This is a genomic window from Mesorhizobium sp. WSM4830, from assembly GCF_055811495.1.
The window spans coordinates 15,586-30,620 of the sequence record NZ_JBVVQI010000026.1 but is presented as its reverse complement, the minus strand read 5'-3'; the positions used below and the strand labels follow the sequence as shown (position 1 = coordinate 30,620).

Here is a 15,035-nt window from a genome sequence, read left to right as displayed (position 1 = left end):
CGCTTATGGTTTCCGCACGCGAGGTTAGGACACGTTCGCGGGTGCTCATCGTAAACAGTTCATCGTCGAAATAGTTGCGCAGCCGGGCCACGGCCGCGCTCATGGCCGGCTGACTAAGATTGATGCTGGTTGCCGCCCCGTGAGACTGCGTTCGGTCGGTGCGAGGAGGTTCAGATCAAGGCCTTTGTCTCATCATCCGCAACGTGGATGCTTATCATCGAAACAATCGATTTTGCCGATCGGACAGGACGTCGCATAGGAAAAATTCAAGGATGCAGCCCTAAGGGGATTGTCGATGTATGCGTTGGCTCCGAGGAGCATTTTTCTGGTGTGTGCCTCCTGGTCTGGGCCGAATATTAAGTGAGTCGATCCGGCGTTATGCCGATTGCGCGGTCGATGAGCGAATGGCCGACCGGTACACCAATTGACCGGAAGGGTCCGGGGTTATGAAACATCTTGATGACAGATGCGAGGTGCGGAGTGAATGCGCTGACGGCACCGGCCGTCGCAGCGTTTATCTGACGTTTGACGACGGTCCCGATCCATTTTTCACACCACAGATACTCGATGTGCTGGCGCAAAATCGGGTGCCAGCGACTTTCTTCGTCATTGGCGCCTACGCCGCAGAGCACCCGGATCTCATCCAGCGAATGATCGCAGAAGGGCATGAGGTAGGCAACCACACGATGTCTCATCCGGATCTGTCCAAATGCAGCTTGGGCGAAGTGCAACGTGAGGTATTTGAGGCGAACCATGCCATCATGGGAGCATGCCCGCAGGCCTCGATCCGCTACATTCGCGCACCGTACGGCGCCTGGAGCGAAGAAGTGTTCACTGCGTCAGAGATCGCCGGGCTGGCGGCCCTTCATTGGTCGATAGACCCAAAAGACTGGTCGCGCCCCGGCACCAACGCGATCGTCGATGCAGTTCTCGCCTCGGTGCGGCCAGGCGCCATCGTGCTCTTGCACGATGGTTGCCCTCCCGACGAGTCGAGACGCCGCAGTCAAGCCAGTCTGCGCAACCAGACCGTCTTGGCGCTGTCCAATCTGATTCCGGCATTAGATGCCTGCGGATATGAAATTTGCTCGCTTCCAGAACATCACTGAAATGCGAGATCCTATGTACCTGCTTTCCCAGCCAGCACCTTGTGGTCTCGCTTATGAAAGGCTTACAAGCCGTTTACGCCCTGCGGACAAGCATTTCGTCGACATCGGACGAACTGGTCGGCTCCGGCCGTTTGGCTGAGCGTAGACCTTGTTATCACCTGCTACAATGAGGACCCGCGCATGCTCTCGGCATTGCCTGGCATCCCCCGTAGGCTCCCTCTTCGACGATTGTTTTATTATCGTTCACTTGCGTTAGATCAATTCATTGGGTTTGCCGGAGGCCGTCCACAAGGATTGGCAAACTAGCCGCCGTTGCCGTTATGCGGGATACGCCCCACCGCTCGGCTGCGAAGGAGCGGAAGGCGTCCCTCGACTCGCACACCCCGCTGTGGATCTGCTCCTTGATCTCGCGATGATCGGGGGCGCGATGCCAGTTTTCACCAACTGGACCACGTCGATAGCTTCTGACTGGCTGTTTCCAGTAGGCCAGATTGCCGGTACCTGACTGGTAACGCAAGGAGTTTCGCGATGTACATCCCTCCCGCTTTCCGCGACGACGACAAGGAGTCCCTGCGCGCGACCATCCGCGCGGCGCTGCTGGCGAACTTCGTTACAGTCACGGCGGAAGGGCCGCTCGCAACGTCACTGCCCCTCTTCCTTGACGAGAGCGAGGGCGAGCACGGCGTGATCTACGGGCACCTGGCGAAGGCCAATCCCCAGTGCCGTGTTCCACCCCTGGGCGACGGCTTGGCCATCTTCATGGGGCCGGACGCTTACGTGACGCCGGCATGGTATGCGACCAAGCGGGAAACCGGGAAGGTCGTCCCGACCTGGAATTACATCGCCGTCCACGCCTATGGTCCGGTCGAGTTCTTCGAGCATGCGGGAAGGCTGCTGGACGTCGTGAATCGTCTCACCGACCGCCACGAGGGCGAACGCGCCTCGCCTTGGGCAGTGTCGGACGCGCCACCGGATTTTGTACAGGCGCAACTCCGCGGAATCATCGGCCTGCGCATGCCTGTCAGGAGGCTGGAGGGCAAGCGCAAAATGAGCCAGAACCGGAACGCGGCCGACCGCGCCGGCGTGGCCGCGGGCCTCGCGGCGAGCGAGCGGGCATCTGACCGCGAGATCGCCGCTCTCATCCCAAAATAATCATGAACTTTGTCGGAAATCGACCATGGTGCCGGAACTGACCCCATTCGCCCTGTACCTCGCCGCGGCCTCCGTGCTCGCCGTCACGCCCGGTCCGGGCATCTTCTACGTCGCCGCGCGCACGCTCGCCGGCGGTCGTCCGGAAGGTATCGCTTCCAGCTTCGGCACGGGGCTGGGCGGCATGATCCACGTCCTCGCCGCAAGCTTAGGTGTCTCCGCGATCGTGCTCGAGAGCTCGGAACTGTTCTCCGCATTAAAGCTGTTCGGCGCGGTCTACCTCGTCTGGCTCGGCTTTCGCACCTTTCAAGCCGCCCGCCGCAAGGGAGCGACTGGCGGCGATGACGACGCCCCGGTGGGTCCAGTCGGACCCCGGCAGGCGTTTCGTGAAGGGGTGCTGGTCGAGGCTCTCAACCCGAAGACGGCAGCCTTTTTTCTAGCCTTCCTTCCGCAGTTCGTGAACCCGAGCGCAGGGCTCGTAGCTCTGCAATTCGTGGTGCTTGGCTCCGTGTCGATTGCGCTCAACACGCTTGCCGACATCGTGGTTGCCTTCGTGGCCAGCGGCATTCAAGAGGGCGCGGCAGCGCGTCCCGGGTTGATCCGCCGCCTGAGGGAGGCGTCGGGCGGTGCGATGATCGCGCTGGGCGTCGGCCTCGCTTTGGCGAAGCACCCTGCTGCCTGAACTTTGAATCCGATCGGTTTGGGCATCTCTCCGGGTTGGCGAGTTAGTTTGCCGGAAGCAGATGGATGGCTGCGAGCCAGCTTCGGTCATTGCACCTATTCAGGCGATGTCTCAGGAGGCGTGGCACCACAGTGAGAGAAACGTGAGTTCGAATGCCTCGCCTTCCTCATGCCCATCACTTCGGGCCCTCGCCAATCAACGCACGGTAGAAGCCAGTCAACCGAGAATGACGGCCGTTTCATAGAAGGAAAGCCAAGCCATGCGCCAAGCAGCGCCCCGCTTTGCACTCGACCACATGGCGACGCCCGGACTTGACGTCAGGGCACTTTTCGCTTTTGCCCGTGACCAGGGCCTGACCGATGTCCAGATCCGCAGCCAACAGCGCAGCAATGCTATTGCACGCGGCATGCCGGCGGCGGACGTCCGGTCTGCCGCCGCCGAAGCAGGCGTTGGGATTATTTCCATCAATGCCTTGCAGCGCTTCAATGAGTGGACACCCGGCCGCAAGGCCGAGGCGAGCAGGCTCGCCGATTATGCGGCGGCCTGCGGAGCCAAGACGCTCATGCTGATGCCGGTCAACGACGGCTCCTGGCCCGCCAATGGCGAGCGCCGGGGCGATCTCCGCGTCGCCTTGAAGGCGCTCAAGCCGATCCTCCAGTCGCGCGGCCTGATCGGTCTCATCGAGCCGCTGGGCTTCCAGACCTGTTCGCTTCGATCGAAGAACGAAACGGCTAAGGCCATTGCCGCTATTGATGGCCAGTCGGTCTTCCGCCTCGTGCACGACACGTTTCACCACACGCTGGCCGGGGAGACGTTCTTCTCCTGCGACCTGACCGGTCTCGTGCACATTTCAAGAGTGAACGATCCAATCCACTGGATTTACCCGGATCGCGTCCTAGTCGGTTCCGACAATGGCAGCCAGATCCGGGCGCTGCTTGATGGCGGTTATGCAGGCCCATTCTCATTCGCGCCGTTTGTCGACGCAGCCCACCCGCTGGTCGATTTCGCAGGCGCACATGCCGCGAGCATCGATCTAATCCGGCAAGGGCTATTGACGCGAATGGCGGCGTGAGACGCGGGAGTAAATTAGGGGTGGCTGACACGCCTTTTGGCGTCCCGCGGAGAAGTCATTCGAGACGCCTCCTGTAACAATACCTCTCGCATCCAGATGCTTGCCGGATCACTGTTGTGAAGGGCGGGCCATTGGACGGCCTCGGTGAATGCGGGAAGCGGCAGCGGAAGTTCGACGATCCGCAGGGGCAAGGTTTTTTCGAAATATTTAACCAGCCGGAAGGGCATGGTCGCTATACGAGCCGTGCCTGAGACCATCGGCGGGATCATGCTAACAGCCTGCACGACGATCTCGACACGTCTCCTTAGACCATGCTCAAGCAAAAACTGTTCCTCGATGGAGGGCTTCAGCAGTCGCCCGAACTTGACCGCAACGTGCCTCATCGACATGTATCTCTCGAATGTCAGCTTCCCCGGCAGCTGCTTGTTCGTGGGGCAGCCTACGCATACGAATGTGTCGTCGAACAGCGCCGCTCTTGGATGCGCGCTCGACATGAAAAATTCCGCACAAATCAGAAAATCGACGTCGCCGCGCCGGAGAAGCTCATCGGGGTCGTCGTCGAGAGGCAGCAATTCGAAGCTGACGGCGGGTGCTTCGCGTGCAACACGCTCCACGACCTTTTCGAAAAACACGAGTGTGACGAAATCGGAAACAACGATCCTGAAGCGGCGATCGGATTGAGCTGGGTTAAACGGCTCCCAGGAAATAATCGAGCACTGGATTTTCAGGAGTGCACCGCGAACTGCCGGGGCGAGTGTTTCCGCACGCGCTGTTAGAACACGTTCGCGGCCGCTCATCGTAAACAGTTCATCGTTGAAATAATGGCGCAGCCGGCCGACCGCCGCGCTCATGGCCGGCTGACTTAGGTTGATGCTGTTTGCGGCCGCCGAGAGGTTGCGCTGGGTCAGCAGTGCGTCGAGCACGACGAGAAGGTTCAGATCAAGGCCTTTGAAGCGCATGGCTTTCACTTATCCATAGCGTGGATGCTCGCGATCTAAACAATCGATTTTACCAAACTTCCAGGGCGCTGCATAGGTGACCGGAGCTGACATGCACCCGATCACGCCACTGCTTCTGTAGCGTGTGCTGGGAAATGACTTGCAGGTAGCCGATCAAGTCGAACTCTCCGCCTTCTTCCGAAAGGCCTATGGGCCGACAGGGGCTTTCAGGCGGTCGAAGCTGGGCCGGTGCAAGGCCGGAGGTTCGCGCAATCGGCTCTATGTGCACGGCGTAGCGGCTCACTTGGACCTGCCGCGCCGTTCATCACGGTTGGCGAGGTTGATTTCTTCGTAGGCGAACTCGGATTGTACAGGGTGCATCCGGATCTTGAGAGACTCGGAATGAGCCATTCTATCCACGTCATGCGTCCGGTGCAGCAGCAGCTTGGCATTCCATTCGCTTTTGGCGCGGTTCGGTACGCGCTGCGGAACCGTCTTGAGAGGTTCTGCAGAGACGGCCTGGCGACCATAGTGCCGGGCGTAAGCGCCGCCACACATGATCGCGACAGCCACTGCCTCGAGGTTTTCGATCAGGCACTGGGATTTTTGTCCGCTCGGTTGCAGCCAGTCGGCCCTCGATACCACGCGATCCGCGTAAATTTCGATCCTTTGCACCGAAAAAACTGCCGCGTTGGCCATGCCCGGAAACGGCAAGTAGCAACGGCAACAAATAGGCTGGAGTCTGATGCCTGATCACATAACAGTCGGAGCAAAGGGACGCGGCTCGCGCCCAGCAGGGACAAATAACCGGGACCTAAGCCTTGATTTCGCCAAAGGTATACTAATTACCTTAGTTATAATTGGGCACCTATTGCAGTATGTTATATATCGAGGCACTGGCGCCTTCTGGCTATCGCCGTATTACAAGTCGATCTACATATTTCACATGCCTCTCTTTATGGCAATAAGCGGATATCTTTCTTCTGGGGCAATTTTGCGAAAACCGTTCACTCAAGCTGTCGGTGATCGGGCAAGGCAGTTACTACTGCCAATGCTTTTTTGGTGTGCGTTAATTTGGACATTGAAGTCCGCCATGATCCCTCATACGACAAGCTTAACTGATGGGCTGCTTGACTTTTCGAAGGAATTCATCGGAACATACTGGTTCATATGGGCGGCGTTTCTTTCGTTCATTCTAGTTAGACTTTTTACAATTTCCAATCGCGTATCGATGTGGATTATAACCGCATCTGCAATTGCGGTCGCATTCGCGCCCGTCACATTATCAATCACCCCGTCATTAAGATACACTTACCCGTTTTATTGTCTGGGGTTCTTGGTTGCCCAGCCGATCGGATGGCAGAAAAGTATCATTTGGGCACACAAATCGATTTTTACAGTCTTACTGTCGGTAATAGCTTTCATATGCTTTATTTTGTGGGGAAAGGAGACTTATGCCTACAACAATCTTGTTTTAATTCATGATGGACAGTCGGCTGAACAGGTCTTTCTGATGTTCACTGGCTCGGCGGCAGCTTCTGTAGTAGCGATGAAGCTTATGTTCCAATGTTGGAGAATTATCCATTCAACTAGAATAGCTCACTTTGTCGCGGTGGAGCTTGGTCAGAGCACGCTGCTGTTTTATCTGGTTCAGGGTGCCGTGTTTCGCCTCACGGATTTTATACAGTTTGGAGAAGCCTGGAATCTCACGACCAGAATCGCGTTCGCAAGTGTTCTTGGAGTGGCGATTGTCGTCACAGCGCTGGCAATTCGCAAGATTGCGCGCGACCTTGGATATGTGTCGCGGATCGTTGTGGGAGCGCCGCCACGCCCAAGTCCGCTCAGTTCTCAATCGCCCACAATGCTCGCGATGACAAGCAACCACGTTACGGACAGATGAGGCATGCGTTTCAAAGGCCTTGATCTGAACCTTCTCGTCGTGCTCGATGCACTGCTGACCGAGCGCAACCTCACGGCGGCGGCAAGCAGCATCAACTTAAGTCAGCCGGCCATGAGCGCGGCGGTCGGCCGGCTGCGCCATTATTTCAATGACGAACTGTTTACGATGAGCGGCCGCGAACGTGTTCTAACACAGCGTGCGGAAACACTCGCCCCCGCAGTCCGCGGTGCACTCCTGCACATCCAGTGCTCGATTATTTCCTGGGATCCGTTTAACCCGGCTCAATCCGATCGCCGCTTCCGGATCATGGTTTCCGATTTCGTCACACTTGTGTTTTTCGAAAAGGTCGTGGAGCGTGTTGCACGCGAAGCACCCGCCGTCAGCTTCGAATTGCTGCCGCTCGACGCCGATTCCGATGAGCTCCTCCGGCGCGGTGACGTCGATTTTCTGATTCTTCCGGAATTGTTCATGTCGAGCGGGCATCCAAGAGCGGCGCTGTTCGACGAGACATTCGTGTGCGTAGGCTGCCCCACGAACAAGCAGCTGCCGGGGAAGCTGACATTCGAGAGATACGTGTCGATGAAGCACATTGCGTTCAGGGTCGGCGGTGCGCAGATGCCATCCATCGAGGCACAGTTTTTGCTTGAGCATGGTCTCAAGAGACGTGTCGAGATCGTCGTGCAGGCCTTTAGCATGATCCCGCCGATGGTCTCAGGCACGACTCGTATAGCGACCATGCCCTTCCGGCTGGTTCAGCATTTCGAAAAAACCTTCCCCCTGCGGATCATCGAACTTCCGCGGCCGCTTCCCACGTTCACCGAGGGCGTCCAATGGCCCACCCTTCACAACAGTGATCCGGCAAGCATCTGGATGCGGCAGATAATGTTGCAGGAGGCATCCCGCATGTGAAGTCGCGGGCGCTCCTGGGCTGGATTTACTCAGCGCCTTGTACCGGTGCGAACCGGCGCAAAATTAGGTCTGACTCAAATTGGATGATTTTGCGTGACGGCGTGGCACGCATTTCGCGACGCTGGCAGCCGGCACCTCAGGCTGTGCGACTTTACACACACAACTCGGACAACAGCGTCCGATCGCGCGGAGACGAGGCCTGCAACCGCCAAAAATCGTGCGCAGGACCGCACCCCGCGGCTGATGCGATTGCATCTTTCCCGGCGCACTGAGGGGCCTTTGTCAGGGCGGCCTAGGGTTCGCGCTTCGGGCCGAGCCAGAACACTGTCAGGGCACCGAGGAACGAGGCAACGGCGCTGTAGGCAAAGGCACTGGCGACGCCGGCATTGTCCACCAGCAGTCCGCCGAAAATCGCGCCGGCGGCGATGGCCACTTGGAACGTTGCGGCCATCAGCCCACCGGCGTTTTCGGCCTGCTCGGGAGCGGCGCGCAGAACCATCCATGTCTGCAGTCCCACCGGCACCGCGCCGAAGGCAAAGCCCCATACGGTTACCGCAATCGTCGTGACCCAGGCCGATGCTCCCAACGTCAGCAGCGAGACAGCGGCCATCGCTATGAGCAGAGGCGGCAGAGCCGCCACTGCCTTGAGGCTGTGCTCGGCCAGAAATCCGCCGGCCAAATTGCCGAAGAAGCCGCCGATGCCAAAGGCGAGCAACACGAGCGAGATCGTCTTGATATTGAGCGCGGTAACATTCTCGAGGAGCGCGCGGATATAGGTGAAGCCGGCGAAGTGCCCGGAAGCGACCAGCAGGACGACCAGAATCGAGACTTTGATCGTCGGATTCTTGGCCACATCCAGCAGACTGCGCAAGCTGGCCACTCCAATGGGAGGCAGCCTCGGAAGGGTCATGAGTTGAACCAGCAGTGTAACGGCGCCGACGACTGCAGCGATCATGAAGGCGGTTCGCCATCCCCAGATGTCGCCGACATAGGCGCCGACTGGAGCCGCGCAAACGGTAGCGACCGTAACGCCGGTGAGGATGATCGACATGGCGCGCTGCAGGAGGTGACTTGGAACGAGCCGCATCGCCAACGCTGCCGAAATCGACCAGAAGCCTCCGAGCGCTATTCCGAGCACGACGCGGGCGGTCAGGAGAACCGGCAGCGACCCCGCGACGGCCGAGAGAACGTTCGACAGGATCAGCAGCAGCGTCATCGCCCATATGACGATCCTGCGGTCCAGGCGATTTGTGATGATGGCCATCGTCGGCGCCGAGATCGCCCCGACGATGGCGGTTGCTGTCAGCGCCTGTCCAGCTGCACCCTTGCTGATACCGAGATCATGCGCGAGCGGCGTCAGCACGCTGGCAGGCATAAACTCTGCCGTCACAAGCCCGAAGGTGCCTAAGGCAAGCGAAATGACCGCACCCCATGCGGGACCAGACCGTTGATCTGGCTGTACTGGGTCATGCAGACCTCCGTCCATGAAGCCTGGCGCGGATTCGGTCATGAACACCGTCTCCAGTTTGGATGTGCTGCAATATCGGGGGATCGCTGCGCTGACCCGGATTAGCGCCAGAAGGCCCTTTCCCTGCGGCGTTGCGCGGAGGGGATGATCAGCGCCTCACGATGTTTCGCAACGGTGCGACAAGCAATGTCGATCCCGTTTCCTTGGCCGGGTGGCGATGTCGTGATCGGAAAGCACTTCGTCGGGCGATTCCACGGCAACCATCGCCTTGATTTGAGTGCGCGTCGCCACCTTGGGAGGAGGCGATCGCGACGGTGAAAAATACCTCAGTTCGAACACGCCCCGCGGGGTCAGCATGTATTTGTTCGACGTCACCCGGCTTACCGTCGACTGGTGCACGTTGACCGCATCCGCGACAGTCCTGAAACTGCAGGCCGCAGGTGGTCGACGCCGTGTTCCAAAAAGGCGTCCTGCCGCCGAAGGCGGGTAAACGACAATTGGGCGAGCGCCACGCGTTGGTCCGTCAGTCTCGAACCAGCGATGCGCAAAGCAGCTACCGAGCACGGAGGTCTGGAGGGAACGTTCGGCGCAAATGTGCGCGTTCTCCTTGGGCGCTTTTAGGGAGCTTCGCGTTTTTGGCATGGTTCTGTGCTCGACGTGCTCTGATGGGCTCTGACGAACGACAGCAAGCGCCATGCCGTTTCGCTTGAAGGCAGCGAATCGGACTATCTTCCGGCGAAGCCCTGTTGGCTTGAGCAGGGCCGCCCGTGCTTGGCCGAGACCAAGCGCGCCGCACAATCGCTTCGTCACCCGCACCGAGCAAAGGTGTATTGTCGGGGTAATCAGCACTTGCGCACCGGCTCGGAAAGACGAAAACCGTTCCCGACGGGCCGAGCCTATGCATTGCGGCACGCCGGCAGTCACTGCATCGACCACGCAAGGCTTTGTCTCTATGCTGGAATTCTTGTGCAGACCGGCGATCTGCGAAGACGCGGCCGTCGCACCTCTACAATTGCGCTGTTGCCGCTCCCCTGTCGAAGGTCTCTGACACCTCCCAGCTCTTCAGCACGGCGCGCGCCGGTCTGCACGCGGTGAGGATCGAGTCCGGCTGGGCGTCACGGCGTTTGCAAGATCGGAGTTCCTTGATTTGCTCCCTCTGTACTTTCCGACCCGAAAACGTTGTTGTGTTCGAAGGCGGACAAGAATGTCGCAAGCGCGACCAAAAGATCGCCACGGCCGGTCTGCCGGTACGGGGGCAATTGGTGCGATGCAAACGGTACGGTAATCGGCACGCAACTTGCTCCGGCAATTTTGTCAGTGAAGACGTCAGCAGTGCTTCATGGGAGATCAGCGGTGATTGGCTGATCTGTCAACGTTAGCCGGCGTGGCGGTTGTCCTGTCGCGCCAAACGGGTCGACGCCCACTCCAGCATGTACGATATCACAGCTAGAGGATGTAGGAGCAGGCTCACCTTTTGCAAACCCGTGAGGTTTCCAGTGACCGAAGCTCAGACCCGCTATCGCCTGACCGGCATGGACTGTGCGTCCTGCGCGTCCAAGATCGAGACAGCTGCGCGTCGCATTGACGGGGTTGATGATGTCAACGTCTCAGTGGCGGCCGGTACGATGACCGTGCAACACCGCAACGACAGTGACCTTCCAGCTCTGGAGAGGTCAGTCCGAGGGTTGGGGTACGGTATCACGCTGGCCACACGCAGTGCGACCGACAGCGAGATCAATGATCGCCCTGAACATGCTGAAGGCTCGCTTAGCGACCACGGGGCGGAAGTCGACGGTCCTTGGTGGAGATCCAGAAAGGGACTGCTGACGATTGCCAGTGGCGTTGCGCTCGTCGGCGCCTACGGGATCGGTAGGGCACTGCCTCAGGTCGAAGCGTGGGCATTCATCGCTGCGATGCTCGTCGGGCTTGTACCAATCGCCCGGCGGGCCTTGATGGCGGCACTGAATGGTTCGGTATTCACCATAGAACTGCTCATGACCATTGCTGCGGTCGGCGCCGTGATCATCGGGGCGACAGAAGAGGCCGCGACTGTTGTCTTCCTGTTTCTGGTCGGGGAATTGCTTGAGGGTGTCGCGGCCGGACGTGCCAGGGCGAGCATCAAAAGTCTCACGGCGCTGGTTCCAAAGACCGCTCTGGTCGAGCGGGATGGCAACACCGAAGAGACTGCCGTCGATCAACTTGAAGTCGGCTCGACCGTCCTCGTGCGGCCCGGCGAGCGCATCCCAGCGGACGGCACTATTGTCGAGGGCGAAAGCGCGATCGATGAGGCTCCGGTGACCGGCGAAAGCACGCCTGTCCGCAAATGTGCCGGGGAAAGCGTCTTCGCCGGTACGATCAGCACCGAAGCTGTATTGCGGGTCAAAGTCACGTCGGCCGCGGCTGACAACACCATCGCGCGCGTTGTTCGCCTTGTCGAGGAGGCGCAGGAGAGCAAGGCACCGACGGAGCGCTTCATAGTCCGGTTCTCACGCTACTACACGCCGGGCGTAGTGGTCATTGGAGCCTTGATCGCGGTGATGCCGCCGCTCTTGTGGGCCGCTGATCCGAAGGAATGGGTCTACAAGGGGTTAGCCATTCTCCTCATCGGCTGCCCGTGTGCGCTGGTCATCTCCACCCCAGCGGCCATCGCCGCCGCGCTTTCGGCAGGGGCACGACGCGGCCTCCTCATCAAGGGCGGTGGCATTCTCGAAATACTGGGCTCGATCACCGCAATGGCCCTCGACAAAACCGGGACGTTGACAGAAGGCAAGCCCAAGGTGACGGACGTTGTCCCCATTGATCGCAGCGAACGCGACGTGCTGTCCATGGCCGCCGCCTTGGAGACTGGTTCGACCCACCCGCTTGCAATGGCGATCCTCGACAGGGCAAAGGCCGACAAAGTGCCTGTGCCGCCTGCGTCGGAGGCAGCGGCAATCGGAGGCAAAGGTGTAGTCGGCAAAGTTGGCGGAAAGAGCATCTTCCTAGGTTCGGCTGCGGCGGCGGAAGAGAGGGCGAAGCTGGATCACGATCAACGCGGTCGTATTGCGGGCTTCGGCGATGAAGGGAAATCGGTATCCGTTCTGCTCGTCGATGATCGGCTTGCGGGCATCATCGCTATACGTGACGAACCTCGTGCGGATGCCAAGGAAGGTCTGGAGGCGCTTCGTGCCGCTGGCATCGAGACCGTAATGCTGACCGGTGACAACCGCCGCATGGCAGAGGCGGTCGGCAAGGCCCTCGGCATACCCGTGAGATCGGAAATGCTGCCTGAAGACAAGCAGCGCGTGGTCAAGGAGCTTCAAGCTCAGGGCAAGACGATCGTGAAGGTAGGCGACGGCATCAACGACGCGCCCGCGCTTGCTGCTGCTGACATCGGCATCGCAATGGGCGGTGGTACGGATGTGGCGCTGGAAACGGCGGATGCCGCAGTGCTTCATGGTCGCGTGCGAGACCTTGCGGACATGGTCGACCTTTCGCGGCGAACCATGGCCAATATCCGACAGAACATCACGGTCGCGCTCGGCCTCAAGGCCATCTTTCTGGTCACCACGGTGATCGGCGTGACGGGGCTATGGCCTGCCATCCTCGCCGACACCGGCGCGACTGTACTCGTGACCGCAAATGCGATGCGGCTATTGGGTTGGCGAGTGTATCGTCAACCGACTTCCTGAAGCAGAATAGCAGGCCGACCCCCTGTTTCGACCGCTACGGACCAAAGTTCCTCAGTCATTCGGCGCAACTCAGATGCCCGCGAAGTATCGAAAGCGGAGGGCGACGGAAGCAGTGCAGACGAAGCAATGACAACCGCAGCGGTTCGGCTCACTGGCCTATCGATGGCGAGAGCTGCGGCCTCTCTATGCTCTGCCATGACTTCATGCGGGTATCAGCCTGACCACTGCAAGGACGCCTAGGCGCGATCGTCCCTGCACATCCAGCCAGCCTTATTGACGACGGGAGCGGCGACTAACCTGTCTTGGTCAACAGCAACCCATTGCACCAAACGTGGTCCACGCATCCCCACGCACAGGCTGCCGCTGCGTCCGGAAAGAACCCACGTCCGTTAAGGTTGGCACTCGTGTTGCAGAGCAGCGGAATGCCAGTGAGTTGTTCATATTCGACCAGGAGCTCTGCAATCGGGTGATCAGATTCTCTGGAAACTGTCTGCAATCGTGCAGTCCCGTCGAGATGAATGACTGCTGGGATTTTCTCTTTCCACTCCGAACGTGTTCGGTGATCGAACAGCATGTAAGGATCCGGCGTGCCAGGCTCGAATATCTCATGTGCACGATCCTCCAGGCATATTGGCGCTACCGGCCGGAAGTGCTCTCGACGTTTTACTTTGTTGAGGTGGTCCTTCATGTGGGACGAAGTCGCGGCCGCCAGGATGCTTCTGCCTCCCAACGCACGTGGACCAAGCTCTGCACGGCCTGCGAGGAAAACGACAGGCTTGTCGTCGGCGAGCAGGCTGGCAAGTTCTTTTAAGCTGCATGGAGCAGCCTGCCATCCGGGCGGCACGGGGCCATGGTTCAAGTTTGGCCCGCTGTAGACTGACCAGTCCAGGTGGACGAAGCCTTTGTTGGCGGCTAGCGCGCAGCAAGCGGCACCAATTGCCGACCCGCTGTCGTTCGGAAACGGAGGCACCCAGACTGTATCGAACAAACCGCTCGCGCGAAGTGCACTGTTCCATTTGATATTCAGCCCGCATCCGCCGGCGATGCACAGGTTTCGCGTTCCGGCAACCGAGTGCCCACGCAGCGCGATTGTCATCTCGCGAACGAGAAGACGCTCGAGAAAGGCATGAAACGAAGCAAGTATGTCCTCGGGCGTCTCGGCGACTAGCCGTGACTCGGCTACATCGAAGAAATCATGCACGGCCGCGAGTAACGCGTCTTCGCTGCGGCTGTTGTTCCTGTATTCAAGGGCCAGCTTCGAATCGCCGGCGAAATGTTGGTCGTAAAGCTCCTGAAATACAGTTACGATGTTTTCGTTAACAGCTCCGAGCGCGATATAGGCCATCAGCTTGCCGGCTATATCCAGATTCCAGCCGGTCCGCACTTCCTGCCTATAAGGACCGAAGTGTTGGCCCGCGGCGGCATAGGCATGACCCATCATCGGAAACAGGCATCCGATAAACCGCACTCCGCTTGGCTTCACGTAGTAAAGCCGCGGGAAGATGAAGCCGTCCCATACCAGGCAAAAGGCAGGTTCTTTGGCTCTGGCGAATGAGCTGGTGCAGTATGCGGAAGCTACGTGGCCAAGGACATGCGGATAGCTTTCATAAGAGAATATCCCGCCGCCGAGCATGAGGCCCGAGCTGTGATAAGCTGTCAGGGGACTTTTAGGGTCCCGCTCCACATAGGGTGCCCCGTTGAGAGTGACCGGTGTGCCCTCACTGACAACCTGGAATTCCGACTCGATCTCACCGTCCCAGCCATCGATGACGAACCGGTCAACATCGCGCGGATCCAGGCCATGTTCCGCCAAGGCGGCAACAATCGTTTCAAGACAATCAATGGATTGGTATCGTGGATTATTGTCGAGTTTCTCCTGCTCGATGCAAAAGATCAATCGGCCGTCCTCGACGACAGCGATTGCCCCGTCGTGGGTTAGCTTGATACCGCAAATTCGCATAATAGATCCATGTCAAGGTTAGCTGTGGGACAACTGTAGAACAACCGAGGAAAACGTGAGCTGGAAAGCACGGGACATGGGCTTTCAAGTCTGCGCTATGCAGTATCAAGTCGCATAGGTAAACTTTATTGTTTGGATATAGTGCATCCATGCCGTGGATATGCGGGCCATGCCACAGGC

General features: G+C 59.1%; 13 protein-coding genes and 2 pseudogenes. 9 read left to right on the top strand and 6 right to left on the bottom strand.

The annotated features are described in order from the left end of the window. Position 1 precedes the first annotated feature (1 nt). Positions 2-174: pseudogene (locus tag AC0L2Y_RS26480) on the bottom strand (LysR family transcriptional regulator); the annotation flags it as partial. 204 nt (positions 175-378) lie between these two features. On the opposite strand from AC0L2Y_RS26480, the gene AC0L2Y_RS26475 reads away from it, so the two are divergent. The 5 genes from AC0L2Y_RS26475 (at position 379) to AC0L2Y_RS26455 (ending at position 4,009) form a co-directional block, all read left to right on the top strand. Next, the gene (locus AC0L2Y_RS26475) at positions 379-450 is read left to right on the top strand and encodes a hypothetical protein (protein ID WP_473560607.1); all 72 of its coding nucleotides are present in this window, start codon (positions 379-381) and stop codon (positions 448-450) included. Continuing rightward, a complete protein-coding gene (nodB, locus tag AC0L2Y_RS26470) occupies positions 447-1,106 on the top strand; it encodes a chitooligosaccharide deacetylase NodB (protein ID WP_473560540.1) in 660 nt (219 codons plus the stop codon). Before AC0L2Y_RS26475 ends, nodB begins: the two co-directional genes overlap by 4 nt. Before the next feature lie 528 nt (positions 1,107-1,634). Continuing rightward, positions 1,635-2,258 carry an FMN-binding negative transcriptional regulator gene (locus tag AC0L2Y_RS26465; protein WP_473507155.1) on the top strand — a complete coding sequence of 208 codons (624 nt, stop codon included), beginning with the start codon at positions 1,635-1,637 and terminating at the stop codon, positions 2,256-2,258. A gap of 28 nt (positions 2,259-2,286) precedes the next feature. Next, positions 2,287-2,937 carry a LysE family translocator gene (locus AC0L2Y_RS26460; protein WP_473560605.1) on the top strand — a complete coding sequence of 217 codons (651 nt, stop codon included), beginning with the start codon at positions 2,287-2,289 and terminating at the stop codon, positions 2,935-2,937. A 259-nt stretch (positions 2,938-3,196) separates the two neighbouring features. Further along, a complete protein-coding gene (locus AC0L2Y_RS26455) occupies positions 3,197-4,009 on the top strand; it encodes a TIM barrel protein (protein WP_473560539.1) in 813 nt (270 codons plus the stop codon). Between the two features lie 14 nt (positions 4,010-4,023). Here the strand turns inward: AC0L2Y_RS26455 and AC0L2Y_RS26450 are convergent, their stop codons facing one another. Further along, the gene (locus tag AC0L2Y_RS26450) at positions 4,024-4,968 is read right to left on the bottom strand and encodes a LysR family transcriptional regulator (protein ID WP_473560538.1); all 945 of its coding nucleotides are present in this window, start codon (positions 4,966-4,968) and stop codon (positions 4,024-4,026) included. A gap of 86 nt (positions 4,969-5,054) precedes the next feature. Between AC0L2Y_RS26450 and AC0L2Y_RS26445 the strand changes: the two are divergent. From AC0L2Y_RS26445 to AC0L2Y_RS26435, 3 genes and pseudogenes are all read left to right on the top strand, one after another. Continuing rightward, a pseudogene (locus AC0L2Y_RS26445) lies at positions 5,055-5,490 on the top strand (NodA family N-acyltransferase); the annotation flags it as partial. A gap of 202 nt (positions 5,491-5,692) precedes the next feature. Continuing rightward, positions 5,693-6,847: a nodulation factor fucose acetyltransferase NolL gene (gene nolL / locus AC0L2Y_RS26440; RefSeq protein ID WP_473560536.1), complete on the top strand. Its 1,155-nt coding sequence runs from the start codon at positions 5,693-5,695 to the stop codon at positions 6,845-6,847. A 3-nt stretch (positions 6,848-6,850) separates the two neighbouring features. Beyond that, positions 6,851-7,756, top strand: coding sequence for a LysR family transcriptional regulator (locus tag AC0L2Y_RS26435; protein WP_473560535.1), 906 nt, complete (start codon positions 6,851-6,853; stop codon positions 7,754-7,756). A 292-nt stretch (positions 7,757-8,048) separates the two neighbouring features. Here AC0L2Y_RS26435 and AC0L2Y_RS26430 read toward each other — a convergent pair whose 3' ends face one another. The 3 genes from AC0L2Y_RS26430 to AC0L2Y_RS26420 are packed head-to-tail and all read right to left on the bottom strand — an operon-like array spanning position 8,049 to position 9,866. Then, positions 8,049-9,266 carry an MFS transporter gene (locus tag AC0L2Y_RS26430; RefSeq protein ID WP_473507195.1) on the bottom strand — a complete coding sequence of 406 codons (1,218 nt, stop codon included), beginning with the start codon at positions 9,264-9,266 and terminating at the stop codon, positions 8,049-8,051. A gap of 59 nt (positions 9,267-9,325) precedes the next feature. Next, entirely contained in the window at positions 9,326-9,412 is an 87-nt protein-coding gene (locus tag AC0L2Y_RS26425; RefSeq protein WP_473560603.1) for a hypothetical protein, read from the bottom strand. Then, positions 9,381-9,866: an RNA polymerase factor sigma-54 gene (locus AC0L2Y_RS26420; RefSeq protein WP_473560601.1), complete on the bottom strand. Its 486-nt coding sequence runs from the start codon at positions 9,864-9,866 to the stop codon at positions 9,381-9,383. Before AC0L2Y_RS26420 ends, AC0L2Y_RS26425 begins: the two co-directional genes overlap by 32 nt. A gap of 890 nt (positions 9,867-10,756) precedes the next feature. Here AC0L2Y_RS26420 and AC0L2Y_RS26415 point away from each other — a divergent pair. After that, a complete protein-coding gene (locus tag AC0L2Y_RS26415) occupies positions 10,757-12,895 on the top strand; it encodes a heavy metal translocating P-type ATPase (RefSeq protein ID WP_473560599.1) in 2,139 nt (712 codons plus the stop codon). Between the two features lie 292 nt (positions 12,896-13,187). On the opposite strand, the gene nodU is transcribed toward AC0L2Y_RS26415, so the two are convergent. Then, the gene (gene nodU, locus AC0L2Y_RS26410) at positions 13,188-14,855 is read right to left on the bottom strand and encodes a nodulation protein NodU (protein WP_473560534.1); all 1,668 of its coding nucleotides are present in this window, start codon (positions 14,853-14,855) and stop codon (positions 13,188-13,190) included. Positions 14,856-15,035 lie beyond the last annotated feature (180 nt).